Here is a 25,703-nt window from a genome sequence, read left to right on the forward strand (position 1 = left end):
GTGATTCGGCGCGCACCCTAAGCGTAAACGTGGCGTTAACCTATTGTCGAGAGTCTTAAGGTTTTATAAATTCAAATAGTCGGGGACGGTTTTTCCGCTCTCGATGCGGCCTAGCTGGCCTGCGAGTCGTCTTCGGTCTCAAAGCTGCCGGAACCCGCGCCGCTCTTTTTCTTGACGCCATTGACGGGCGGTTTGTGATCCTCGCTCCACCCTTCGCGGCGTTCGGGACCTTGATATTTCGGGTCCTGTCTGCGCCGGCGATCTGGGCCGAAATAGTTGCCGGTTTTGATAAAGGGCCTCGGGAAATCGACGATGGCGACGATCTTGCGGCGCAATTCGATGGCTGTAATCGGCTTGCAGCAAAATTCATTGGCACCGGCATCGCGCGCAGCCGTTACCTTTGACCGCTCGGAGTGGGCGGTAAGCATGACGATCGGGACGTAACGGTTCGGGCTGTCGGACGAATTGCGAACCAGCTGAACGAATTCGACCCCGTCCAGGACCTCCATCTGGTAATCGGTAATACAGATATCGATGGAGTCGTGCTTCAGACGGTGGAAGGCTTCGGTAGCGTCCTTGGCTTCGAATATATGCACCGCGCCAAATCCGCGCAGGATCGTTTTGACAATATTGATCATGTGGGCGTTGTCGTCCACAACCAGGAACCTGACGCGTTCGAGGCCTGCCAATTTATCGTCTCCGGGAAAGCCGTACGTTACGGCACAGACTGTGCCGAAACGTCAGCTTATCCGCCGAAAGCTTCGGAGAGGTTAATGCGTATTAGCCGTGTTCTTCCGCCAGCGCCTTAGCCGCCAATTCCAAGACGTTTTTTGACAGATTGGGCGCGGTAGCAATGGTCTGAAGCGCTGTCTGCATGTCTTCGCGATAGGGTGACGTATAGAAGCGGTAGCGGCTCAGCGGTTCGACCAGTCGGGCCGCCGTCATGGGGTTGAAGGCATCTACGGCCAGGATTTGCTCGACCAGGAACTGATATCCGCCGCCACCGGGCGAATGGAAAACGCTCTGGTTGTTGGCAAACCCCTGAACCAGGGCGCGCCAGCGATTGGGTGTCTTGGCGTCGAAATCGGGGTGTCGGCTCAAGGCGCGCACGCGACCCAGGGTGTCGGGGTGCGCGGCGGCAGCCTGAAGCGAAAACCATTTATCGATGACCAAGGGTTCGTTGCGGAATCTGTCATAGAAGGTGTCGAGCGCGTTCTTGTAAGGCGTGCCCTGTACATATGTCAGTGCCAACAGGCCGCCGACCATATCGGTCATATTGGTCGCGCGGTTAAAATGACTTTCAGCCAAGGCGATCAAATTGTCTTTGTTTGCGGCATTATTGTACCCGGACAACATGAGATCCAACAGCGCGTTGCGGAAGGCGCGCCGCCCAGCCGATACGGAATCCGGGCTGAACGTATTCGGGGCCGGGATAGCATCGTAAAGGTCGCATAAGGTATCGAACAGACGCGCCGACAGAGCGGATTTTAGATTGTTCCTATTTTTGTGAATAAATGCCGGATCGATCGGCGACATGTGCTGTGCCAGGTCGGATTCGGTAGGTAGGCCCATGATCAGCGCCTTGAAGGCGTCGTCGAGGTTTTCGTCGCTAATACAGGCTTCTAGCCCTTGAGCAAACGCATCGATCAGGTCCGTATCCGGCCGCGCGGCCAGGATAATGCGCTTGGCCACACCCTGCGCCGACTCCCAGCGGTTGAACGAATCTGGATCGCCACGGAAGCGGGCGAACGCATCATTTCCGGATTCTTCGATGTGTAAAAGCACGGGCGCCGAAAAATGCCGAAGTACGGACAGGACAGGCGACGATTTAACCTCCGTAAGCACAATCGTCGTCTCGGCGTTACGCAGGATATACAGTGCTTCTGACGTCAGATGGCCATTGTGTCGGAACATCTGTTTATCGCCATCGCGGCTAAGCAAGCCGAAGCGGACGGGGATGGGCACAACGGCCTTTTGAGTCTGGCCCGGCGTGGCGGGTGTCGCCTGGGCAAAGGTCAGGGTGAGGGATTGCGCGGCGGCATCATAGGTGCTGGTCGCGCGCAGTTGCGGGGTGCCGGCCTGGGTGTACCACGCCATCCATGGCGAGAAGTCCTCACCCGTGACCGCTTCAAAGGCGGCCAGAAAATCTTCGAGCGTTGCCGCCGTTCCGTCATTGGTGGCGAAATAGTGATCGAGCGCCTGACGATAGACCTGCGGGCCGACATAGGTTTTTAGCATACCGACGATTTCGGCGCCTTTTTCATAGATGGTCGCCGTGTAGAAGTTGTCGATCTTGACGTAGGACGAGGGGCGGACCGGGTGGGCCAGGGGGCCGGAATCTTCCGGAAACTGTCGGGCGCGCAAAGCCTTGACGTCCTTGATGCGTGCCACGGCATGACCGCGCTGGTCGGCGCTGAAACCCTGGTCGCGGAAGACGGTCAGGCCTTCCTTGAGGCAGAGCTGGAACCAGTCCCGGCACGTGACGCGGTTGCCCGACCAGTTGTGAAAATATTCGTGGGCGATGACGCTTTCGATGCGTTCATAGTCGGCGTCGGTTGCCGTCGTCGGGTCGGCCAGCAGCAAGGACGCATTGAAGATGTTCAAGCCCTTGTTTTCCATGGCGCCGAAGTTGAAGTCACGCACGGCGACGATCATGAACAGGTCGAGATCGTATTCGCGACCGTACACCTCTTCGTCCCATTTCATCGACCGTTTCAAGGCATCCATGGCATAGGCGGCGCGCGCCTTCATGCCTGTATCGACATAGATTTTCAGATCGACCGTGCGGCCCGAAGCGGTTTCGATCGTGTCTTCGTAAACGTCGAGTTCGCCGGCGACGAGGGCGAACAGGTAGCAGGGCTTGAAGAACGGATCTTCCCACAGGGCATAGTGCCTGCCTTCCGCCAGATCGCCCTTTTCCAACAAGTTGCCGTTGGACAGAAGATGCGGAAAGCCCGACCGGGGAGCGGTGATGCGCACGCGGTATTTCGACAGGCTGTCCGGGCGGTCAAGATAGTAGGTGATCTTGCGGAAGCCCTCGGCCTCGCATTGGGTGCAATAACGGCCGGAAGACATGTAAAGTCCCTCCAGCGTCTTGTTATTGAGCGGATCGATCTCGACTTCAGTTTCCAGGACGAACCGGTCCGGCACCGAGGCGATAGTAAGGGTTTCCTCCGTCACAACCGGTTCGACGGGCTGGCCATCGATTCGGATACTGATCAGCCGCAGGCGTTCCCCCATCAGCACCAGAGGCGCATCGGCGGGTCCCTGGCGCGTGACCGTCAGCCGGGCCCTTACCCGGGTTGCTTCGGGCGCCAGGTCGAACTCCAGCTCCGTTGACGGGATCAGGAAGTCAGGGGCCGTGTAGTCGCTAAGCTTGATCGGCTGGGGCGTATCGGTGCGCATGAGGTCGTCCACAAAAATCGAGTGTCTCCCGACCATATGGGGCGTTCGCGCGGCCTGACAATATGTAAAGTGGGCAATACGAATGTCGCGCCCGGTATCCGGCGGCTCAGTCGGCGGCGCGGACCTTGCGTACTTCGGCGTCCGATTCGATGTGCTGACTCAACTGCTCCGCGCGCTTGGCCAGCGCAATCAGGTCGTCGTCCAGGTCGCCGGCATTATGGCGGGCATAATCCTTCAGGGCCTTGGCCAGGGTGAGCAGGCGCGGGGCGCTGACGATCAGGCGCGCCTGCATTTCGATCAAGGCGGGGTCACGTTCGTATTCGGCGCCGGGGACACGCCAGCCGCCCCAATCGTTTTCATCGGTGACGACGATGGGATAGGTGCCGGGGAAGGGGTGGTTGCGGCTTTCGTCGGGCGACTGCCACTTATTGCGGGCGCGCATCAGGCGCCAATGGCCCAATTGCTGACTGTCCGTCTTTTCGGTGTTTTCCGGCGTCAGTTCCTCGGCGGCGAAATCGCGCCCCAGGCCGCAATCATAGGTGACGCGGACAGGTTCGTCGAAGCCCTTGACCCAAACGGGATTGACCTTGTCGATGACAGCCCAGGTTCCAACCGGCTCGACATAGACTCTCTGGTGGCGATGATAGGTCGCTTTGGCCATGACACCCTCGTGCTTTTCTAAGCAATTTTATTCCGTCTGCTCAGCATACGTGAAAAGCTTTAATAATTTCCCTCAATAAAATAACGTCGTTATTATCGGGTGCAAGTCATTGTTTCCAATGAAACATTCGAGAATTTTGGCCGGCAGGAAATTTTATTAAATCAGACAATTGTGCGCAAATATCTGGAATCATTCAGACTATCAATTCGTCCAGTTCGGCGGCTGAAATTGTTATCTTGCGGCGCACAAAAATGGCGCTAAGCTAGCCGAAACATAACGATAAACCGGCTTGACCCAGCATTCGCGTCGTCGGAACAAACTTGACTTCAAGTCTTTGTTTATGTGGCGGAAATGAATGGTTGCGCCGATAACGGGCACCAAAAGAGATCAACATTCATGACCGATACCGTCCTAGACCACGTCAAGCAACATACCGCAATGCTCGATGGCTTCCTCAGCGACGCCGTGCAGGAGTTCGGCAAGGCCGAGGTCATGTCCAAGGTCGAGGCGCTGAAGGACAAGGGCTTTGATTTCGGTACGCTCAGCGAATCCGAAGCAGCCCACGCCGCCCGCATCATGACATGCCTGTCCATGTTGTCAGTCATTTCGGAGGATGTCGGCCAGTTGGGCCGCATCGATACCTTCCAGACCTCCGACGGGTCCATGCAGCCGATCAGCCTGGCCAATGCGGTTCAGTCGGCACGGCAGGAAGGCGTAAGCGCGGACGAGATCGACAAGACGCTCTCTGGCATTCTGGCCTCGCCGGTCTTCACCGCGCACCCGACCGAGATGCGGCGCGCGTCGATCGTGGAGCGCGAGCACGAGATTTCGACCCTGCTCCAGGCCTATGAAAAGGCGACGACGCGACCCGAAAAGACGCAGATCGAGGACGACCTGTTCCGCGCCGTGGCCTTGTTGTGGAACACGCGCCTCAACCGGCCGGAACGTATAACCGTCCAGGACGAGATCAACAATCTGATCGGGGCGGTCAAGCGCTCGATCCTGCCGGCAATGGTCACCCTATACAATGAATGGGGCCGCGATATCCCCCATGACGGTCAGTTACCCAATGTCCTGAAACTCGGCTCCTGGATCGGCGGCGATCGCGACGGTCACCCCCATGTCGATGAGGTCACCCTGAACTATGCGTTCAAGGAACAGGCGCGCGTCGCCTTCGCCTTCTACGTCAGCCAGATGGACAAGCTGGATTCGGAACTGACTATGTCCGATGAGGTGACGCCGGTCACCGACGCCCTGAACGATCTGGCGCGCAAGTCGCTGAATACCGACATCCACCGCGTCGATGAGCCCTATCGCCGCGCAATCGCCCACATCAAGCATCGACTGGCGCGGACGCGGGCGCAAATCCTGGGCGAACCTGTCACCAATGGCGCATCGGTGGCGCCGCCCTATGAAAGCTGCGACGCGTTTGCGCGCGATCTGCGGGTCATCCGCGACAGCCTGGCTGCCCACGGCGGACGCCGCCTGATCGGGCGTACGCTCAAGACGCTGATCCGCATCGCCCGGTCATGCGGTTTCCACCTGCTGGCGCTCGACCTGCGTCAAAATTCGGACGTGCACGAACGTGTCATTGCTGAACTGTTCACCCATTCGTCGGAACTGGTCGATTATCTCGGCATGTCGGAAAGCGAGCGCTGCTCCTTGCTGTTCGCCGAACTGGCCAATGACCGCGTGCTGCGCTGGGACTTCGCCAAATATTCCGACGAGACGCGCAAGGAGTTGCGTATTGTCGATGCGGCGGCCCAGATCGTGAAATCTTTCGGTCCGGAAGCCTTCGGCGCCTATGTCATTTCCAAGGCGGCTTCGGTATCGGATATCCTGGAACCGCTGGTGCTGATGAAACAGGCCGGTTTGGTGCGCGGCGGGCCTCAGCCCCACACCATGATCCGCGTCTCGCCGCTGTTTGAAACGATCGGCGACCTGGAAGCGGCGCCGGACATCATGAAAAAGTGGCTTGGCAACTTCGCCGTACGTTCCCTGATGGGCCGGCCGGCCATCCAGGAAGTGATGCTTGGCTATTCCGATTCCAACAAGGACGGCGGCTATACCTCGTCGCGCTGGTCGCTGCACAAGGCGTCGAAAGCCATCAAGGCGGTGTGCGACAAGGCGGGCGTGAAGCTGCGCCTGTTCCATGGCCGCGGCGGTTCGGTTGGCCGCGGCGGCGGTCCGTCCTTCGCTGCCATCCTGGCTCAGCCGGAGGGTACGGTCGGCGGACAGATCCGCGTCACCGAGCAGGGTGAAATGATCGCCCGCAAGTTCGGCAATGTCATCACGGCGCACAAAACGCTCGACACCTTCGCGGCGGCCACCTTCCTGGCCACCATCCCCAAGGATACGACGCGCAAGGCGTCCGAAGATGCGCGGCTGGAAGAAAAATACAGCCCGTTGATGGACAGGCTGCACGAAAAATCCTTCGCCGCTTATCGCGGCCTGGTCTATGACGATCCTCATTTCCTCGACTTCTTCCGCACGGTCACGCCGGTCGGCGAAGTGTCGGACCTCAAGATCGGCTCGCGACCGGCGTCGCGAACCGCGTCGGGCAAGATCGAAGACCTTCGCGCCATTCCTTGGGTGTTCGCCTGGTCGCAGTCGCGCTTCATGCTGCCGGGCTGGTATGGTTTCGCGGCAGCCGTTCGGGAGATGGAAATCGACGACGCCACGCTTCTGGAAATGATCCAGTGGGACTTCTTCGATGTTTTCATCGCCAATATGGAAATGGCCCTGGCCAAGACCGACATGGAGATCGCGCGCCTCTACGCCGATCTGGCGCGTGACCCGGAAGAGGGCGACCGTATATACGCCACCATCAAATCGGAATTCGACGACACGGTGGCGCTCATCCTGCGTATCCGCAACGCCAAATACCTGCTGTCTACGCATGAACGCCTGCGTAACCAGATCGAGCGGGCCAACCCGCTGCTGAACAGCCTGAATCGTTTGCAGGTTTATCTTCTGGGCGTCCGCCGTCATGGCAACCGGCACAAGTTGGTGCAGCTGGCGATGCAACTGACGGTCAACGGTATCGCCAGCGCGCTACGCAATACCGGCTGACAACCTCTCCGGCACGGGGGGAAACGGACCTATATGCGTCGTTGACGGATGTTTGATCGGTGCGTTTCCACCTTGTGCCCATAGGGCCGCATGTCCTATATGACGCGGGTGGGTCAGGCATTTGCGCCACCCGTTGACTTTCATGGTTGACCTCCCGAAAAACTGGGTTTATGACAACGCTGTCATGACTTAAGCCCCGTTGATAAGGGGCAGGGTCACAGGTTCGGAACGAAAAGGTCTCATGTCGGTATCTTCTGCAGGTAATGGCGCGCGCCAACAGGTATTTGTTCTGGTTGGCGGTACTGGCGATCTCGCCATGCGCATGTTGTGGCCTTCGCTGGCCATGCTCGATCAGGACGGGTTCCTGTCCGACGATCTGCGCATCATTTCGGTCGCGCGCGAAGATTGCGGCACGGAGGTCTGCGTTGATCGCATCGGCACCGCTGTCACCAAGCGGATCGGGGATGCGCTGGAGCCGGATACCCTGGCGCGTTTGCGCAAGCGCATTGTCCACGTCGCGCTTGATGCCGCCCATGACGATTGGGGCGCCAAGCTGAAGGCTGAGCTGGGCGATATCGACCGTCTGGACATCGTTTATTTCCTGTCGGTGTCGCCGTCGTTGTTCAAGCCAATCTGCGAGCACATCGAACGCGCGGGCCTCAATAAGGCGCCGAACCGCGTCATTATCGAAAAGCCGATCGGCCGCGACCTGGCGACGTCCAAGATCATCAACGATTCCGTGGCTCACGCCTTCGATGAAGCGCGTACCTTCCGTATCGATCACTATCTCGGTAAGGAAACGGTCCAGAACCTGATTGCCCTGCGCTTCGGCAACATCGTGTTCGAACCGCTGTGGAATGCCCAGTCGATCGACCACATCCAGATCACTATCGCCGAAACGGTCGGCGTTGGCGAACGCCTTGGCTATTACGACGAATACGGCGCCATCCGCGACATGCTGCAAAACCACCTGCTGCAATTGCTGTGCCTGCTGGCCATGGAGCCGCCGGCGGCCCTTTCGTCCGACGCCCTGCGCGATGAAAAGGTCAAGGTGTTGAAATCGCTCAAGCCGATCACCGCCGAAAACGTCCTGACGCATACGGCGCGCGGCCAGTACGGCCCGGGCTTCGCCGATGGTCATCCGGTGGCAGGGTACGAAGCGGAAAAAGGGTCTCCGTCGAATACCGAAACCTTCGTCGCCATCAAGGCGGAAATTGCCAACTGGCGGTGGGCTGGTACACCGATCTACATGCGTACGGGCAAGTGTCTGCCGTCACGGTCAACCGAGATCGTCGTTCAGTTCAAGCCGCTGCCGCACTCAATCTTCGGCCCCGAAGCGGTGGCGAATCGTCTGCTGATCCGGTTGCAGCCGGATGAAGATATTTCCCTGACCCTGATGAACAAGGCGCCGGGGCTGACGGCCGAAGGCATGCATCTGCAATCGCTCGACCTGTCCCTGTCCTTGGTCAAGGCCTTCGACAGCAATGGCGATAAGCCGCCGCGCCGCCGCATCGCTTATGAGCGCCTGATCCTCGATGCGCTTAATGGCAACAACGCTCAGTTCGTGCGCCGCGACGAAGTGGAGGCCGCCTGGAACTGGGTAGATGGCATCGTCAAGGCGTGGACTGACACGCACATGAAGCCGCAAATGTACCCGGCCGGCACCTTCGGACCGGTTAGCGGTTATCGCCTGATCGAACGCGACGAAGGCCGTACCTGGAATGACTAAGCTGGCCAATCATGTAACGGAAGACGTGCTGACCTGGTCCGCCCACGGTAAGACGGTCACCGTGCATTGTTTCGCATCGACCGCCGAGGCTGGCGTGCATATTTCCGGCCTGATCACCGATTCCCTGAGCCATGCCATCGATATGCGCGGTCGGGCGGTATGGATCGGATGCGGCGGCACGACGCCCCGGCCGATTTATCAGCATCTTATCTATGCCGATCTCGACTGGACACGCATTACTCTGGCCCAGGTTGATGAGCGCTTTGTGCCGACGGATGAAGCGGCGTCCAATACGCGCATGATGCGTGAGGCGCTGGCGCCCGTGCTGGCGAACAAGGCCCAGACGGGCATGGAATTCCTGACCCTGATCCAGGACATGTCTGACGCGCAGATCTGCGCTGAAAAGGCGGAAAAGACCCTGCGCGATCTGAACGACGGCGCGGCACCGCATTTCGATTTTGCCCTGATGGGGATGGGGCCGGATTCGCATTACGCATCGATCTTCCCCAATAATCCGGTCAATGCCGAGGTTTATAGCACTGAGCGGTTAGTTCTGCCGGTCGCGCCGCACGTCGATGGCTCGGAGCCGCAACTGCCGCGTATTACCCTGAGCGTGCCGGCTATCAACAATTCACGCCGCATCGTCTTCTACATTACCGGCCAGACCAAGCTGGATGTGTTGCGGACGGCGTCGCAAAATACCGACCCGTACGCATCGCCGATCGGCGCGTTCATCGCGCAATGTCCGGTCGATATCGATTTTGTGTGGGCGGCTTGAGGACCTAGTTATGACCACCGTGAAACCCGTTGCCCTGCATCCCGTAATTGCCGAAGTCACCGAACGCATAATCGAGCGTTCCAAGGATTTGCGGGCCGACTTCATGGCGCGCGCCGATCGTTTCAAGGCGGATGAGCCGCGCCGCAAAAAGCTGAGCTGCGCCAACTATGCCCACGTCGTCGCGGCTTCGACGCCCGATGAAAAATTGCAGGCTGCGCTTGATGCCGTGCCCAATATCGGCATCGTCACGGCCTATAATGACATGTTGTCGGCGCACCAGCCCTATCATGACTATCCGGAAAAGATTCGCACCATGGCCCGCAAGTTCGGCGCCACCAGCCAGGTCGCCGGCGGGGTGCCCGCCATGTGCGATGGCGTGACGCAAGGCCGCCCGGGTATGGAGTTGTCGCTATTCTCACGCGATGTCATTGCCATGGGCACGGCAATCGCGCTCAGCCATGACGCCTTCGACGCGGGTCTGATGCTGGGTATCTGCGACAAGATCGTGCCGGGCCTGGTCATGGGTGCCTTGTCGTTCGCCCACCTGCCGATCATCTTCGTGCCGTCGGGCCCGATGGGGTCGGGCTTGCCCAATCCGGAAAAAGCCAAGGTTCGGACCCAATACGCCCTGGGTCAGGTTGGTCGCGACGCACTTCTGGCCGCTGAAATGGCATCGTATCATTCGGCGGGCACCTGCACCTTCTACGGCACGGCCAATTCCAACCAGATGCTGATGGAAATGATGGGGCTGCATGTTCCAGGCGCCGCCTTTGTCCATCCGGGCACGCCGTTGCGCGACGCCCTGACCCAGGCTGCCGTCGAACGCGCCGCCAAGACGGCTGAAAATTCGAAAAATCCATCGCGTCTGGCGGATGTCATCGATGCCCGCGCCATCGTCAACGGTGTTGTTGGTTTGATGGCGACAGGTGGGTCGACCAATCATGCCCTGCACCTGCCAGCCATGGCGCGCGCCGCCGGCGTCATTCTGACGTGGCAAGACATGGACCAGATTTCGTCCGTCGTGCCGTTGCTGGCGCGTGTCTATCCCAATGGATCGGCCGACGTGAACCATTTCCATGCCGCAGGCGGGATGGCGTTCGTGATCAAGGAACTGCTCAATGCCGGCCTTATGCATGCCGACGTCCAAACCATCTGGGGCCAGGGTATGGCTGACTATGCCAAGGAACCGATTCTTGACGGCAATACCGTGATTTGGCGCGAAGCGCCGGATGCCAGTCTCGACGAAAACATCTTGCGACCGGTTTCGAACCCCTTCTCTCCGGAGGGGGGCTTGCGCGAAATCAAGGGCAATCTCGGGGTTGCTGTCGCCAAGGTATCGGCGGTCAAGGCGGAGCATCAGGTGGTCGAAGCGCCGTGTGTGGTATTCGACGATCAGGATGATTTCCTGGCCGCCTTCAAGGCCAAGCAACTCCCCGAAGGCGATTTCATTTGCGTTGTCCGTTTCCAGGGACCAAAAGCCAACGGGATGCCGGAACTGCATTCGCTGACGCCGTCCTTGTCGTCTATCCTCGATGCCGGGCGCAAGGTCGCGCTGGTATCGGATGGACGCATGTCGGGCGCGTCGGGCAAGGTGCCCGCGGTCATTCACCTGACGCCGGAAGCGGTTGACGGCGGCCCGATCGCGAAACTCAAGACCGGCGATCTGCTGCGCGTGGATTGCCAAAAAGGGACTATAGACTTTCTCGGACATGCCACCGAGTTTTCACAAAGAACAGATGCGGATCGGCCAAAAGAAGCCGACGGCATGGGACGGGAACTTTTTGCGCACATGCGTCGGGCGGTAGGACCCGCCGACCAAGGTGGCGCAGTTTTTTGGTAGACATATGACAGCGCATTTCGACAGCTCAGCGATCGCTTCCGGCCGTACCCTGCGGGGCTTGGTCGGCGATATCGGGGGCACCAACGCCCGTTTCGCCATCGCGGAACGCACCAATGGCAAGACCAAGCTTTCCAGCTTTAAATCGCTGGAAACGGCGGACCATAAGGACGTCTACGACGCCCTGACCGATTATTTTCGCCAGATCGGCGGCAAGCCGGAACTGGACTATACGGTGGTGGCCGTGGCGGGACCGGTCAAGAACGGACGCATCAAGTTCACCAATCTCGACTGGGAAGTCGAGGAGGGGCTTCTGGCGCGCCATGTCGGCGCCAAGACGGCGCGTCTGATCAACGACTATGCCGCCCTGGCGTTCGCTTTGCCGCATCTGGAAGATGCCGACACCAAGACCATTGGTACAGTCACCAAGGGGTTTGGCGATGTTCACGCCGTCATGGGTGCTGGCACTGGCTTCGGGGCATCGGTCCTGGTGGGGGGCGAATTCGGGCCCTACTGCCTGTCGACCGAAAGCGGCCATATCTCGTTCGCGCCGGTTAATGACTATGAGTCGGAAATCCTGCGTTTCCTGCGCAAGAAGCATGGCCGGGTTACCGTCGAAATGCTGCTGTCCGGTCCCGGTCTGGTCAATCTTTATCAGGCGATTTCTTCCATTCGCGGCGAACCGGCGCATGAATTGACGCCGGCCCAGATTACGCATCTCGATGGCGATGACGCCACGGGGTCACGCTACACCGTCGAAGCTTTTCTCGACATCATGGCCTCGGTGTGCGGCGATCTGGCGTTGGCGCACGGCGCTGTGTCTGGCATGTTTATCGCCGGGGGCATCGCCCCGCGTCTGATCAAGCACATCGACGAATTGCGCTTCCGCGCCCGCATGGAAGCCAAGGCGCCGCTGGCCGGATTGGTGGCGTCCATTCCGTCGCATATCATCATTCATCCCTACGCCGCATTGCTGGGTTCAGCCAATGCGCTGACCGACGTGCAGATTACCGCCTAGCCGGACACTGCCTGTCGTGCGAGCCAAGCGCATGCGCGCCGGAAGACCATAACGAATTAGACCAAGGAAACGACCATGTCCACGCATCCCGATATCCCGAAGTTCATGACCATGGGCCCTGTGCTGCCGGTCATGGTCATTCCGTCGCTCGACCAGGCCCTGCCGCTGGCTGACGCCTTGATCGCCGGTGGTATCAATGTGCTGGAAATCACGCTGCGCACCGATTGCGCACTGGATGCCATCAAGCTGATCGCCAAGGAACGGCCCGATGCTGTGGTGGGCGCCGGCACGGTCCTGACCCCAAAGGATGCCGAAAAGGCCGCCAAGGCGGGCGCCAAGTTCCTTGTTTCGCCTGGTCTGACCAAAACGCTCGCGCATCAGGACGCTTTGCCGTTGTTACCGGGCGTGGCAACCTCCTCCGAAGTCATGAAGGCCCTGGAATGGGGCTTCACGCACCTGAAGTTTTTCCCGGCCGTGCCGGCGGGCGGCGTGCCATACCTTAAGGGAATTGGCGGTCCCTTGCCCCAGGCACAATTCTGCCCGACCGGCGGCATCGACGCAAAAAATGCCGCAGACTTCCTGGCGCTCGACAATGTCCTGTGCTGCGGCGGTTCGTGGGTGGCGCCGGCCAAGGCGATGAACGACGGAAATTGGGCTGAAATCACCCGCCTGGCGGCCGAAGCGGTGGCGACCTTCAGCAAAAAGTAACGCGCTGAAAAGACTTGTCTCTTTGCAATTGACAAAGCAGTCATTGCGAACGCAATTAGATGAGACCAATTTCATGCAAGGGTTGTCATCGGGGTGACGCAAATCAAGGTTTCGGCCGATCGCGTAAAAGAGCTGGGGGGCGGCAACGCCGTCTCCACCATCAACGATGTTGCGCGCCTGGCGGGCGTATCGATAAAGACCGTCTCACGCGTCATGAACAATGAGCCGAACGTGCGCGAGGAGACCCGCACCAAGGTCAAGGATGCGGCCAACCTCTTGCATTATCGGCCCAATCTGCTGGCGCGCTCCCTGGCGGGGGCACGCAGCTTCCTCATCGGTCTGCTCTACGACAATCCATCGTCCAGCTATGTGATCGACCTGCAAAGCGGCGTCATCGCTCGATGCCGTGAAAGCGGGTATCACGTGCTCAGCGAACCTCAGGATAGTCTGGCACCCGATCTGGGCCGCGCGATCGCATCGCTTCTGGCCACAATTCGTCTCGACGGCGTGATCCTGACGCCGCCGCTGTGCGATATGGCGATGGTTCTGGAAGCTGTCGAAGCGGCCGGCGTGCCCTATGTTCGCGTCTCGCCCTATGCCTATCCCGGGCGCTCGGCTCAGGTCGAGATGGATGACAGCCTGGCCGCGTACAAGATGACTCAGCATCTGCTCAGTCTGGGGCATCGCGATATCGGGTTCGTGCGCGGTCACCCGGAGCATGGATCGTCGCATCGCCGTTATGACGGTTTCCTACAGGCGATGAGCGAGGCGGGTCTTACGCCGCGCCCGGACTGGATCAAGCAGGGGTTCAACAGCTTTGCCTCCGGCGTCGACGCTGCCAAGGCCTTGTTCGAGACGCCGACCGATTTGCCCACGGCCCTGTTCGCCTCCAACGATGAAATGGCGTTCGGTATAATGGCCTACGCCCAGCAGGTAGGGATCAAAATCCCCGATCAGGTGTCGGTTGTCGGTTTCGACGATACGCCCGGTTCGACGGTTATCTGGCCGCACCTGACCACGATCCGCCAGCCGGTCGTTGACCTGGCCTATGCTGCAGCGGATATTCTTCTGTCCCGCGCCAATGGTGATGACGATGCGCCGGTCCTGACCCGTGTCAGCCGCCTGTTGCCGTTCGAACTGGTTCAGCGCGACTCCGCCAAACCAATCTGATTTTTCAAAAAGCGGGCAAAAAAAACCCGACGGTGCACGAAGCGCCGTCGGGATATAAGGCCAGTGCCTTCCAAATAATGCCACATTTAAGAAGGCGCTTTAAAACCACGACAGCGAACCGGCTATGAAAAAGGGAAAGAAGCCGACACACCAATGGTTTTAAACACGAAACCCGACCGCCGAATCCATGGAAAATCCACAGACGCGACACACCGGGAAAACAGGGTGAGGTAGTGATACCAAATCTGACAACGCTGTCAAATAAATAATAAAAGCAAATGTGTTTTTGACGCGGTGCAGCATAAATCCGTTAGCCTATATCGCTTCGACATATGGGTTTCATGGCTTGACGCTGGCTGATAGCGCTGTCATTAAATTCTCGTCAGGCCCCATTCATCGTCACATGAAAACTACAGAGGGCCAGATCGTTAGCGTGTCAGGTGCGGTGCCTTTTTATCGCATCATCGCCATGTTAATGATCATAGAAAAACGTTGTGGAAGAACACCAAGGAGCATCATGTCGACTCTCAAATCCGAAGCCACCCCAAGGCTGGCGCGCAATTCCGGTGCCAAGCCGTCCCTGATGTTCGGTGTGGCACTTAGCGTCATCGCGGTTCTGTCGCTGGGGGGCTTCAGCCTCGCCGAGGCGAAAACCAAGCCCGCCGCACATAAGACCGTCAAGAAAAAAGTCGTCAAGCCGGCGGTAAAAAAGTCCGCCGCCCGAGAGGCCCTTATCGCCGTCGATCCGGCATGGCCGAAATTGGCGGATGCCGGGTTGATCGATGCGGCCACCGAGGCAAAGATCACCGAGATCATGAGCCGCATGACGCTGGAGGAAAAAGTTGGCCAGACGGTCCAGGCCGATATCGCCTACGTCACGCCGGACGACCTCAAGACCTATCCGCTGGGCTCTATTCTGGCGGGTGGCAATTCGTCTCCGGGCGGTAACGAACGCGCGACGCCCGATCAGTGGCTGAAACTGGCGGATGATTACTGGCGTGCGGCGCAGTCGCGTCCGACCCAGGCGCCGATACCATTGTTGTTTGGCATTGATGCGGTGCACGGCCATTCGAACCTGGTCGGCGCCACCATCTTTCCGCACAACGTCGGGCTGGGCGCTGCGCACGATCCCGACCTGATCGAAAAAATCGGTGAAGCCACCGCTGCGGAAATGGCGGCGGCGGGCGTCGATTGGACCTTTGCGCCGACGGTTGCCGTGGCCCGTGACAAGCGTTGGGGCCGCGCCTACGAATCCTATTCCGAAAATCCGGCCGATGTCGCCGCCTATTCCGGCCGCATGGTCGAAGGGCTGCAGGGTCTGAACGGTGGCCGTGACGGCATCAAGCCGGGCCACATCATGTCGACGGCCAAGCATTTCCTGGGCGATGGCGGCACCAAGGACGGTAAGGACCAAGGCAATGCCGAGATGTCCGAAGCCGATCTGGCCCGCATCCACAATGCCGGATATCCGCCCGCCATTCGCGCCGGCGTCTTGTCCGTCATGATTTCCTTCTCGTCGTGGAATGGCCAGAAGATGGCTGGCAACAAGCGCCTGATTACCGGCGCGCTGAAGCAACGCATGCACTTCGACGGTTTTACCGTCACTGACTGGAACGCCCATCGTCAGATCCCGGGCTGCGAACATGACGACTGCCCTCAGGCGATCAATGCCGGCGTTGACATGTACATGGCGCCCGATTCCTGGAAGGCCGTCTATGAAAACCTTGTCACCGACGTAAAGTCGGGTGAGGTGCCCATGTCGCGTCTCGACGACGCCGTACGCCGCATCCTGCGCGCCAAGATCAAGGGCGGCCTGTTTACGCTCGGCGCGCCGCTCGACCGGCCTCTGTCCGGGAAATGGGATCAGCTCAGCTCGCCCGCGCACAGGGCCATCGCGCGCCAGGCGGTGCAAGAGTCCCTGGTTCTTCTGAAAAACTCCAATCACATACTGCCGCTCGATCCGGGCGCACGCATCCTCGTGACCGGTTCCGGCGCCAATGATATAGGCAAGCAGTCCGGCGGTTGGACGATCACGTGGCAAGGCACCGGTAATTCGCGCGCCGACTTCCCGCACGGCCAGTCGATCTGGGAAGGATTGGTCGAGGCGACCGAAAAGGCGGGTGGCACGGCGACGCTTAGCGACAATGGTTTTTACAAGGAAAAGCCGGATGTCGCCGTGGTGGTCATTGGCGAAGATCCCTACGCGGAATTCCAGGGCGACCGCCCGAACCTCGACTATCAGCCGGGCGATCGCACTGACCTGGAGCTGATCCACAAGCTGAAAAAGCAGGGCATTCCCGTCGTCACCATCTTCCTGTCCGGACGCCCGCTATGGACCAATCCGGAAATCAACGCGTCCGATGCCTTTGTCGCGGCTTGGCTGCCAGGCACCGAGGGTGGCGGCATTGCCGACGTCATTGTCGGTGATCTGAACCGTCAACCGCGCCACGATTTCAAGGGCAAGCTGACCTTCTCCTGGCCCAAGACCGCCAATCAGGGGCCGCTCAATGTCGGCACGATTGGTTATGATCCCTTATTCCCGTATGGGTATGGCCTGACCTATGCCGATATCGGCGACTTGCCACAATTGTCGGAAGACTCCGGTCTGCGCGACGAAGCCGTCGTCAATGTCGATACCTATTTCGCGTCAGGCCGCATCAAGACGCCGTGGAAACTCAGCCTGATCGATGCGCAAGGAGCGAATACCGGCGACCAGTCCAGCTTCGGCAGCGCCTCGGGTGTTGTAACTCAGTCCGCCGTCGATGCCGATAACAAACAGGAAGGCGGGCGCGCGCTGGTCTTCAGCGGCAAGGGCGCGGGCGAGGCGGCGATCACCACTGACGCGCCGGTCGACCTGAGCCGCCAGACGACAGGCAAGATGACGCTAGGTGTCACCTACCGTCTCGATGCTCCGGTTACCGGTCCCGTGCTGCTCGGCATGGGCGCTGACCGGGCATCGGAGAAGACGATCGATATCGCCTCGGTCCTGAAGGCGCCGGTCGGCACCTGGGCCACGTTCAAGGTGACGCTCGACTGCTTCGTTGCGGCGGGTCTCGATCCGTCGAAGGTGGGCGTGCCGTTTGCCTTGAAGTCACAAACGCCGCTGTCAATCAGTTATTCGAGCATCCGCCTGGCCTCCGATGAGGGCGACGGGGTATGCCCGGCCAAATAAAACAGACCCCGCCTTTCCTTGGCGAAGGGCGGGGTAAAAAACTTAGATCGGCGAATCCATCGCCGGCGTCTGCCTGTTGGGACACGGCGCGTTCCGATCGAAAAGTGTCCGCACTTTCGCCGGGATGCGCGCTCGCCATTGATTCAGCCGTCAGGCTGTGTCAATTGTACTATAAATAACCATTCCGTTCCAACGGACCATGAGGGGAAACATGCCTGATTTAGCTCAGTACCTGCCTTCGGCCAATTTTCTGAAAAGCCTCGACATCTGGATCGTGCTTTTCTACGCCGTCTCCATTTTCATTCTGGCCCAGGTGGTGTCCCGCCGTAAGGCCAGCGAGGAAGTCTCCTCCAAAGGCTACTTCCTGGCCGGCAACACCCTGCCGTGGTGGGCCATCGGCGCGTCGTTGATCGCCGCCAACATCTCCGCTGAGCAGATCATCGGCATGTCGGGCTCCGGCTACCGCATCGGTCTGGCCATTGCCTCCTACGAATGGATGGCGGCCATTACCCTGATCATCGTCGGGAAGTACTTCCTGCCGGTCTTCCTGAAAAACGGCGTCATGACGATGCCGGGCTTTCTGCAGCAACGCTTTGGGCCGTCGGTAAAGTACCTGATGGCCATTTTCTGGCTGATCCTCTACGTCTTCGTCAATCTGACCTCCATCTTGTGGCTGGGCGGTACGGCGGTGACGACGGTGACGGGCCTGGATCCGGTCTACGTCCTGATCGCGCTAGGCGTTTTTGCCCTGCTGTATCAGATTTCCGGTGGCCTCAGAGCCGTGGCCCTGACCGATATCGTTCAGGTGACCCTGCTTGTCATCGGCGGCCTGATTATCGCAGGCCTGACCCTCTCCAAGATTGGCGGCGAACAGTCATTTGGTGGCTTTGTCGCCGGCTTCAACAAGCTGCGCGCCGGTTTCCCGGAGCACTTCCATATGATCCTCGACAAGACGTCACCTTTCTACAAGGACTTGCCGGGCATCGCTGTCCTAGTTGGCGGCATGTGGATCATGAACATCTCCTACTGGGGCTTCAATCAGTACATCATCCAGCGCGCTCTGGCCGCCAAGTCGTTGCCGGAAGCGCAGAAGGGCATCGCATTCGCCGCCTATCTTAAACTGCTCATGCCGCTGATCGTCGTCGTTCCCGGCATGGCCGCCTTGATCCTGTCGCCCAATCTGGCCGTCGCGGATCACGCCTATCCCGAAATGATGAAATTGCTGCCGACCGGTCTGCTCGGTCTCGTCTTCGTCGCTTTGACCTTCGCCGTCATTTCGTCCACGGCGTCCAAGATCAATTCGATCGCCACCATCTTTACGATCGATATCATCCAGCCGCTGAAGCCTGAACTGACTGAGAAGTCGCTGGTGACAGTTGGCCGGATCGCATCGGTCGTCGCGGTCGCTATTGCCATCGCCGTCGCGCAACCGCTGCTTGGTAAGACCGACCAGGCCTTCCAGTTCATCCAGAATTTCACCGGCTATTTCACGCCTGGCATCGTGGTTATCTTCGCGCTGGGTATGTTCTGGAAGCGTTGCTCGACGGCCGGTGCCTTCGCGGCCATTCTGGGTGGCGTGCTGATTTCGGCCATCTGGTCCTATATCGATCCCACTTACCCGTTCATGAACCGTGTCGGCTGGGTGTTCGTCGCCACCACGGCGCTGTGCGTGCTCGTGTCGTTGGTCGTGCCGAATAAGCGCGAGGTCTCGACCTTGACTCTGGAAGGCGTCAACTTCAAGACGACGATGAGTTTCAACGTCCTGGCTATCGGCGTTGTTGTTATCCTGATCGCGCTCTATTCGCTGTTCTGGTAAGGCTGGACACAAGATAACGGAACGGCGGGGGGAGACCCTCGCCGTTTTTTTGTATCTAACAGCGATTGGCCGTCCGTCACCGCGCCTCTGTGGTAAAATAGTCAGGATCGACGGAATTGTACGACCTTTGCGTTTGAGTTGTACTTCCGCCATGCAACGGTCATTTTCCATCGCTATGCGCCGGATGAAATCCATGGGGCATACTGTATGCGTTCGAAAACTTCGCTGAGAACCGGTCTTTCCACAACCCTCGCCGGGCTGATTCTGCTGGGGCACGCACCGGCTCAGGCACAGGACACGCCGCCGGCATCGCCACCGGCCACCGAGGCCGCGCCCGCTCAGACAGATCAGGCGATCACTAACGTCACGGTTACCGGAAAAAAGCCGCAAAACCGCATCGACCGTCAGGTTTACGACAATAAGGATCAGATCGATTCGACGTCCGGCACGGCGGCTGACGCCTTGTCCAAGGTGCCGTCGGTTAATGTCGATACCCAAGGCAATGTCACCCTGCGTGGCAATTCCAACGTCCAGGTCTATGTCGACGGCAAACCCTCGGCGATGATGCAGGGTGACAACCGTGCCGGCGCCTTGCAGTCGATGGCGTCCAGCGACATCGATTCGATCGAGGTCATGACAAATCCTGGCGCCGCCTTCTCGTCGGAAGGCTCCGGCGGGATCATCAATCTCGTAATGCGTAAGAACCGCAAGCCCGGCAATACCGGCGCCATAAACGCCAATGTCGGGGAGGATCGCTACAATGCCGCCATCACCGGGGCACGCAACGCAGGTAAGTACACGATTTCCGGCGGTTTGAACGTACGTCATGATACGCGGCCAGGCAATAATGGATCCGTATTGCAACGTCTCGACAGCGATGGCAATGTCGTCAGCCGCACTGACCAGGTCGGCCAGACCACCGGTACGAACGACAATGTGTCGGGGAATGCCGGCTACGATTATACCCTAAGCGACAAGGACAGCATTGGCATCCAGGTCAACGCTTCGCATCGCGAAAACGACAGCACCGGCGATTCCACCTATGCCATTTACGACCCTGCCGGGGCGGCGCTGAGCCGTTACGACCGCCATTCGGTCAGCGAGGGCCAGCGCGACGAAACCGGTTTGGGCCTGCGCTGGGATCACACCGGCAATCTGGCGGGGGAAACGTTGAAAACCGACCTGCGCCTTAGCCGGTCGATCGGTGGCAGCACATCGAACAGCCAGAATATCTACAGCCTTGGTGGTACGAACTCGACCGATGTCCGCACCAATAACAGTGACACCCGCAACGCCGTCCTCAGTGTCGATTACAACCGCCCCATCGGTCAGGCCCTGTTGACGACGGGCATACAGATTACGCGCGACGACAATAGCTTCAATAACATCGCCACCGGCGCCGGCTCTGCGGGACTGAGCAATATCTTTTCCTACGAACAGACGATCAGCGCTGCCTATGTCACCTGGCAGCAGGGCCTGGGGGAAAAGTGGACGGTGCAGGGCGGCTTGCGTGCCGAGGCGCTCGATCTCGACACTGACGCCATTTCGTCGAATACGACCAGCCATATCGCCTATACCAAGCTAAGCCCAAGCGCCTTTGCGACCTATGCGCTGAGCGATAGCCAGAAGCTGCGTTTTTCCTATTCGCACCGGTTGCAGCGGCCCAATCCGCAGGACCTCAACCCGTTCCGCGTTTACCAGGATCCGACCAATGTCAGCCAAGGCAATTCCGACCTGAAGCCTCAGGAGACGGATTCGTTCGAGGCCGGTTACGAGGTTACGGGCAAGTTCAATTACCAACTGCGTGGTTATTACCGCAAGACGACCGACACCATCACCAGCTACAGCTTTTTCGAACCGGCAACGACGCCGGGCGGTTCGCCTGTCCTGGTGACGACCAAGCGTAACTTCGGCGATGGCGAAGCCGGCGGCCTGGAATTCAATCTCCAGGGCAAGCTGACACCCAAGCTCAGCATCAATGCCAACGGCAATCTGGCCTATAACAAATTGACGACGGACATCGGCGGCACTCAGGACGGATCAACCCTGTCCGGCCGGATCATGCTCGACTACGCGGCGACGCTGAAAGACCGCATCCAACTAATGTACTTCTCGTCTGGCAAGCAGTTGACGGGGCAGGGTTATCGCGCGCCGTTCTCGTCCGGCAATCTATCCTATCGCCATCAATATACGCCGAAGGCCGCTCTGGTGGTCAATGTCCAGGACCCGTTCCATTCCGGCAAATTCAAGCAGATTACCGATACGTCGAGCGTCTATTCGGAAAGCTATGGCAGCCGACAGGGGCCGACCATCATGATTGGCCTGAGCTATACGCTCGGCGGTCCGTCGAGCTCCCAACAAAACCCATGGGACGGCCAGCGTCGCGGCCACGGCGGTGGTTGGGGTGGCCCGGGCGGCGGCCCGATGTAACCGCCACACCAAGGCGAGCTTTCCTTTCAGGCGCTTCGGGCGGATGTCCGGAGCGCCTGTGCGTTTAAGCCAGCGGGCCCGGCCGGCCGCGAAATTTTGCCGCGTCATACGGTTGGATACAACAAGACCATTTGCAATTTTTCTGTAATCGATTACACCTTGAGCCTATAGCAAGAGGCGGCGCGGGAGGCTCATCCGTGACTGACCGGACATTACAGGGGTTCTTCATGGATACGACGTCAGGAAAGGGAAACGGCTGGCTTTTCGCGACATCATTCGCCGCCATTACCGCCACCTCCTTCTGTTTCATTCTGCGTGCACTGGTCATCGACAGCTGGGGCGTCGATTTCGCCTTGTCGGAAACGCAGAAGGGCGAATTGCTCGGTGTCGGCCTGTGGCCGTTTTCCATCACCATCGTGCTCTTTTCCTTTTTCATTGACCGGATCGGTTTCCGGCTCACCCTGTGGTTTGCCGCTGTCTGCCACATCCTGGGTCTGGGCCTGTTGTTCACGGCGCACGGCTATTGGCAACTTTACGCCGGCACCTTCATCATGGCGCTCGGCAATGGCGCGGTCGAAGCCGCGGCCAATCCGCTGATCGCCACGCTTTTCTCGCACGACAAATCGAAATGGCTGAACCGGCTGCACGCCGCATGGCCGGGCGGCATGATTCTCGGTGGCTTGCTGGCTATGGGACTCGACACGGCCGGCGGGTTTGATTGGCGTGTCAAGGTGGGCCTAATGCTGGCTCCGGTCCTCGTCTATACGATCCTGCTGATCGGCCGTAAGTTCCCGGTGTCGGAACGCGTCGCGTCGGGTGTCGATTATCGTACCATGCTGGCCGAAGCCGGGTTCATTTCCGCCTTTATCCTGTCGGCGCTGATCATGCTCGAAGTCGGCCGGGTCTTTGCCCTCAGCACCTTTGTGTCGATGGGAATCGCGGTTGCTTTGACCATCCTTTACGCCGTCCTGTCGCGTCATCCGGGACGTCCGCTCTATATCATGCTCGTCCTGCTGATGATGCCGCTGGCGGTCACCGAATTGTCGACCGATAGCTGGATTTCCTCGCTGATGGGGCCGGAAATGGCCAAGTTGGGTCTCCAGGCCGGTTGGGTGCTGATCTATACCTCGGCGCTTGTGTTCGTTATCCGCATCTTCGCCGGCACCCTTATCAAATGGCTTAACCCCTTGGGTGTTCTGGCCATGGCCTCGGCCCTGGCGGCGGCTGGTCTGTTCATGATGTCTGGCGCCACCGGCATGGCCATCCTCGCCGCCGCCACCTTCTACGGTATCGGCAAAAGTTTCTTCTGGGGCACGGCGCTTGGGGTTGCGTCCGAACAATTCCCCAAAGGCGGCGCGGTCACCCTGAACATGCTGGCCGGTGGCGGTATGCTGGCGGCCGGTATTGTCGGCTCCGTGCTGCTCGGGGCCGCCCAGGACAATTCGACGCGCGAAGGACTGATCCGTCACGACGCCGCATACCAGACCCAACTGGTCGGCACCTATCTGACCGAGGAAAAGGTCAGCGTCTTTGGGCGCTACAAGGCGCTGGACGAAGCCAAGGTGGCCGCCGCGCCAGATGCCGACAAGGCCGTGCTGGACGGTCTGGCCAATGGCGCGCGCAAGGATGCGTTGAAGGAGGTGGCCCTGCTGCCCGTTCTGACCTTCATCGCCTTCCTCGGCATGATCCTCTACTTCCGCCGTAAGGGCGGCTATAAGCCGATCGTTATCGGCGGCCACTGACACATTCGGGATGATATGACGAAGCTTAGACTAGGCATGGCGGGCGGCGGACCGGGGGCGTTTATCGGTCCGGTCCATCTGATGGCGGCGCGGCTGGATGACCGCCTGACCCTGACCGCCGGCGCATTCAGCCGCGATGCGGCAAGGAACCGCCAGGCAGGCGAGGGCTATGGTCTGGCCCCGGACCGCGTTTACGCGAGCTGGCAGGACATGCTGGCGGCGGAGGCGAAGCGGGCGGATAAAATCGATATCCTGTCGATCGTTACGCCCAACGACACCCATTTCCCGATTGCCAAGGCGGCGCTGGAAGCGGGTTTCCATGTTCTGTGCGACAAGCCCGCGACGCTCAATCTTGAAGAAGCCTTACGCTTGCGCGATGTCGTGCGGGCGACGGGCCGTCACTATGCCCTGACCTATACCTACAGTGGCTATCCCCTGGTCCGCGAGGCACGCCGCCTCATCGGCGAAGGGCGACTAGGCGCGATCCGCAAGATCGTCGTCGAATACAGCCAGGGCTGGCTCTCGCAGCCGGTGCATAGCAAGCAGGCCGACTGGCGCGCCGATCCGGCACAGTCGGGCATTGGCGGGTGCATCGCCGATATCGGTGTGCATGCCTTTCATCTCAGCGAATTCGTCAGCGGTGCGCGGGTTGAGCGCCTGAGCGCTGACCTGGGTGTCGTCGTGCCCGGCCGCCGGCTCGACGATGACTGCAATATCCTGTTGCGCTATGCCAACGGGGCGCGCGGCGTGCTGGTGGCGTCTCAGATCGCCGCCGGCGACCGCAATGGCCTGCGTTTGCGCGTCTATGGCGAAAAAGGCGGGCTGGACTGGTCTCAGGAACAGCCGAATAGCCTGACCCTGAACTGGCACGACCAGCCAACGCAGGTTTTGCATGCCGGTATGCCATACTTGGCTTACGGCGCGCGCGTACCCGCAGGCCACCCCGAAGGCTATATCGAAGCCTTCGCCACCCTTTATAACGATTTTGCGCAGCAGGTTGCGACGGGTGAGCCGTCGCTTGTGCCGGGCATAGACGATGGTGTCCGCGGCATGGCTTTCGTGGCCACCGCCGTCGCCTCAAGTCAGAACCAGCGCTGGGAGCAGCTTTCATGAAAACCCTCAAAGGCCCGGCGATCTTCCTGGCTCAATTCCTTGGGGATACGGCCCCTTTCAACACGCTGGATAGCCTGGCGCAATGGGCGTCCGGCCTGGGCTATAAGGGGCTTCAGATTCCGACTTCTTCGCCGCATATCTTCGACCTGGAAAAGTGTGCCCAAAGTCAGACCTATGCCGACGAGATCAAAGGAATGCTCGATCAGTACGGGCTTCAGGTGACGGAACTATCGACCCATTTGCAAGGGCAACTGGTCGCCGTCCATCCGGCCTATGATACGCTGTTCGACGGCTTCGCGCCGCTGGCCCTGCATGGCAAGCCGAAGGAGCGTCAGGCGTGGGCGGTGGAGCAGGTCAAGCTTGGCGCCAAGGCGTCGCAACGGCTGGGCCTGAAGGCGCACGCCACCTTTTCCGGCGCCCTGGCATGGCCTTATTTTTATCCCTGGCCGCAACGTCCGTCCGGCCTGGTCGAGGAGGCCTTCGCCGAACTGGGGCGGCGCTGGAAACCGATCCTCAATGCGTTCGAAGACGCCGGGGTCGATTGTTGCTATGAAATTCATCCGGGCGAAGACCTGCATGATGGCACGACCTTCGAACGCTTCCTCGATGAGGTGGGCGGGCACAAACGCGCCAATATTCTCTTCGACCCCAGCCACTTCGTGCTGCAGCAACTGGATTATCTCAGCTATATCGACATCTACCATGACCGCATCAAGATGTTCCACGTCAAGGATGCTGAGTTCAATCCGTCGGGCCGCTCGGGCGTGTATGGCGGCTATCAGAACTGGATCGACCGGCCGGGGCGCTTTCGCTCGCTGGGCGATGGCCAGGTCGATTTCAAAGGCATCTTCTCCAAGCTGGCGCAGTATGATTACGATGGCTGGGCGGTGCTGGAATGGGAATGCTGCCTGAAACATCCCGAAGACGGCGCACGCGAAGGCGCAGCCTTTATCCGCGATCACATCATCCACGTCACCGAAAAAGCCTTTGACGACTTTGCCGGTTCCGGGGCATCAAAGGACGGCCTACGCAATTTGATGGGAATTTAAGAG

The 25,703-nt window shown here is 59.5% G+C and carries 16 protein-coding genes; 13 read left to right on the plus strand and 3 right to left on the minus strand.

The genetic code is table 11. The features are described 5' to 3' along the window. Positions 1-110: 110 nt before the first annotated feature. From AEAC466_RS25550 to AEAC466_RS25560, 3 genes are all read right to left on the minus strand, one after another. Entirely contained in the window at positions 111-689 is a 579-nt protein-coding gene (locus AEAC466_RS25550) for a response regulator (protein ID WP_023456560.1), read from the minus strand. A gap of 91 nt (positions 690-780) precedes the next feature. Beyond that, the gene (gene pepN / locus AEAC466_RS25555; protein WP_031238126.1) at positions 781-3,405 is read right to left on the minus strand and encodes an aminopeptidase N; all 2,625 of its coding nucleotides are present in this window, start codon (positions 3,403-3,405) and stop codon (positions 781-783) included. 106 nt (positions 3,406-3,511) lie between these two features. Then, positions 3,512-4,066 (minus strand): hypothetical protein, encoded by a 555-nt coding sequence (locus AEAC466_RS25560; protein WP_023456562.1) that lies wholly within the window; start codon positions 4,064-4,066, stop codon positions 3,512-3,514. Positions 4,067-4,462: 396 nt separating this feature from the next. Here AEAC466_RS25560 and ppc point away from each other — a divergent pair, with 396 nt between their 5' ends. The 13 genes from ppc to AEAC466_RS25625 all read left to right on the plus strand — a co-directional run bounded on the left by ppc (position 4,463) and on the right by AEAC466_RS25625 (position 25,700). Continuing rightward, the gene (gene ppc / locus AEAC466_RS25565; RefSeq protein ID WP_023456563.1) at positions 4,463-7,138 is read left to right on the plus strand and encodes a phosphoenolpyruvate carboxylase; all 2,676 of its coding nucleotides are present in this window, start codon (positions 4,463-4,465) and stop codon (positions 7,136-7,138) included. Positions 7,139-7,379: 241 nt separating this feature from the next. Then, complete coding sequence (gene zwf, locus AEAC466_RS25570; protein WP_023456564.1) at positions 7,380-8,867, plus strand: glucose-6-phosphate dehydrogenase; 1,488 nt, start codon at positions 7,380-7,382, stop codon at positions 8,865-8,867. Continuing rightward, positions 8,860-9,645, plus strand: a complete 786-nt coding sequence (gene pgl / locus AEAC466_RS25575; protein WP_023456565.1) for a 6-phosphogluconolactonase — start codon at positions 8,860-8,862, stop codon at positions 9,643-9,645. The genes zwf and pgl overlap by 8 nt, the downstream gene beginning before the upstream one ends. A 10-nt stretch (positions 9,646-9,655) precedes the next feature. Further along, positions 9,656-11,485 carry a phosphogluconate dehydratase gene (edd, locus tag AEAC466_RS25580; RefSeq protein WP_023456566.1) on the plus strand — a complete coding sequence of 610 codons (1,830 nt, stop codon included), beginning with the start codon at positions 9,656-9,658 and terminating at the stop codon, positions 11,483-11,485. A 4-nt stretch (positions 11,486-11,489) separates the two neighbouring features. Then, positions 11,490-12,500: a glucokinase gene (locus tag AEAC466_RS25585; RefSeq protein ID WP_023456567.1), complete on the plus strand. Its 1,011-nt coding sequence runs from the start codon at positions 11,490-11,492 to the stop codon at positions 12,498-12,500. Between the two features lie 75 nt (positions 12,501-12,575). Next, on the plus strand, positions 12,576-13,208 hold the full coding sequence (eda, locus tag AEAC466_RS25590) for a bifunctional 4-hydroxy-2-oxoglutarate aldolase/2-dehydro-3-deoxy-phosphogluconate aldolase (RefSeq protein ID WP_023456568.1): 633 nt from the start codon (positions 12,576-12,578) through the stop codon (positions 13,206-13,208). Positions 13,209-13,301: 93 nt separating this feature from the next. Further along, positions 13,302-14,378, plus strand: coding sequence for a LacI family DNA-binding transcriptional regulator (locus tag AEAC466_RS25595; RefSeq protein WP_023456569.1), 1,077 nt, complete (start codon positions 13,302-13,304; stop codon positions 14,376-14,378). 517 nt (positions 14,379-14,895) lie between these two features. Next, positions 14,896-17,550, plus strand: coding sequence for a glycoside hydrolase family 3 protein (locus AEAC466_RS25600; protein WP_023456570.1), 2,655 nt, complete (start codon positions 14,896-14,898; stop codon positions 17,548-17,550). A 211-nt stretch (positions 17,551-17,761) separates the two neighbouring features. Continuing rightward, positions 17,762-19,366, plus strand: a complete 1,605-nt coding sequence (locus tag AEAC466_RS25605) for a sodium:solute symporter family transporter (protein WP_023456571.1) — start codon at positions 17,762-17,764, stop codon at positions 19,364-19,366. A 207-nt stretch (positions 19,367-19,573) separates the two neighbouring features. Continuing rightward, positions 19,574-21,796, plus strand: a complete 2,223-nt coding sequence (locus AEAC466_RS25610; RefSeq protein WP_031238134.1) for a TonB-dependent receptor domain-containing protein — start codon at positions 19,574-19,576, stop codon at positions 21,794-21,796. A 227-nt stretch (positions 21,797-22,023) separates the two neighbouring features. Then, positions 22,024-23,538, plus strand: coding sequence for an MFS transporter (locus tag AEAC466_RS25615; protein WP_023456573.1), 1,515 nt, complete (start codon positions 22,024-22,026; stop codon positions 23,536-23,538). Between the two features lie 15 nt (positions 23,539-23,553). After that, the gene (locus AEAC466_RS25620) at positions 23,554-24,651 is read left to right on the plus strand and encodes a Gfo/Idh/MocA family protein (RefSeq protein WP_031238136.1); all 1,098 of its coding nucleotides are present in this window, start codon (positions 23,554-23,556) and stop codon (positions 24,649-24,651) included. After that, positions 24,648-25,700, plus strand: a complete 1,053-nt coding sequence (locus tag AEAC466_RS25625) for a sugar phosphate isomerase/epimerase family protein (protein ID WP_023456575.1) — start codon at positions 24,648-24,650, stop codon at positions 25,698-25,700. The genes AEAC466_RS25620 and AEAC466_RS25625 overlap by 4 nt, the downstream gene beginning before the upstream one ends. The last annotated feature ends 3 nt before the right edge of the window (positions 25,701-25,703 follow it).

This window comes from Asticcacaulis sp. AC466 (assembly GCF_000495815.1).
GTDB lineage: Bacteria > Pseudomonadota > Alphaproteobacteria > Caulobacterales > Caulobacteraceae > Asticcacaulis.

Bases quoted from the DNA above. Each gene is read 5' to 3' on its own strand.
- AEAC466_RS25625 (WP_023456575.1), top strand. From the start codon at position 24,648: ATGAAAACCCTCAAAGGCCCGGCGATCTTCCTGGCTCAATTCCTTGGG.
- AEAC466_RS25615 (WP_023456573.1), top strand. From the start codon at position 22,024: ATGGATACGACGTCAGGAAAGGGAAACGGCTGGCTTTTCGCGACATCA.
- eda (WP_023456568.1), top strand. From the start codon at position 12,576: ATGTCCACGCATCCCGATATCCCGAAGTTCATGACCATGGGCCCTGTG.
- AEAC466_RS25610 (WP_031238134.1), top strand. From the start codon at position 19,574: ATGCGTTCGAAAACTTCGCTGAGAACCGGTCTTTCCACAACCCTCGCC.
- edd (WP_023456566.1), top strand. From the start codon at position 9,656: ATGACCACCGTGAAACCCGTTGCCCTGCATCCCGTAATTGCCGAAGTC.
- AEAC466_RS25620 (WP_031238136.1), top strand. From the start codon at position 23,554: ATGACGAAGCTTAGACTAGGCATGGCGGGCGGCGGACCGGGGGCGTTT.
- zwf (WP_023456564.1), top strand. From the start codon at position 7,380: ATGTCGGTATCTTCTGCAGGTAATGGCGCGCGCCAACAGGTATTTGTT.
- pgl (WP_023456565.1), top strand. From the start codon at position 8,860: ATGACTAAGCTGGCCAATCATGTAACGGAAGACGTGCTGACCTGGTCC.
- AEAC466_RS25600 (WP_023456570.1), top strand. From the start codon at position 14,896: ATGTCGACTCTCAAATCCGAAGCCACCCCAAGGCTGGCGCGCAATTCC.
- AEAC466_RS25605 (WP_023456571.1), top strand. From the start codon at position 17,762: ATGCCTGATTTAGCTCAGTACCTGCCTTCGGCCAATTTTCTGAAAAGC.
- pepN (WP_031238126.1), bottom strand. From the start codon at position 3,405: ATGCGCACCGATACGCCCCAGCCGATCAAGCTTAGCGACTACACGGCC.
- ppc (WP_023456563.1), top strand. From the start codon at position 4,463: ATGACCGATACCGTCCTAGACCACGTCAAGCAACATACCGCAATGCTC.
- AEAC466_RS25560 (WP_023456562.1), bottom strand. From the start codon at position 4,066: ATGGCCAAAGCGACCTATCATCGCCACCAGAGAGTCTATGTCGAGCCG.
- AEAC466_RS25585 (WP_023456567.1), top strand. From the start codon at position 11,490: ATGACAGCGCATTTCGACAGCTCAGCGATCGCTTCCGGCCGTACCCTG.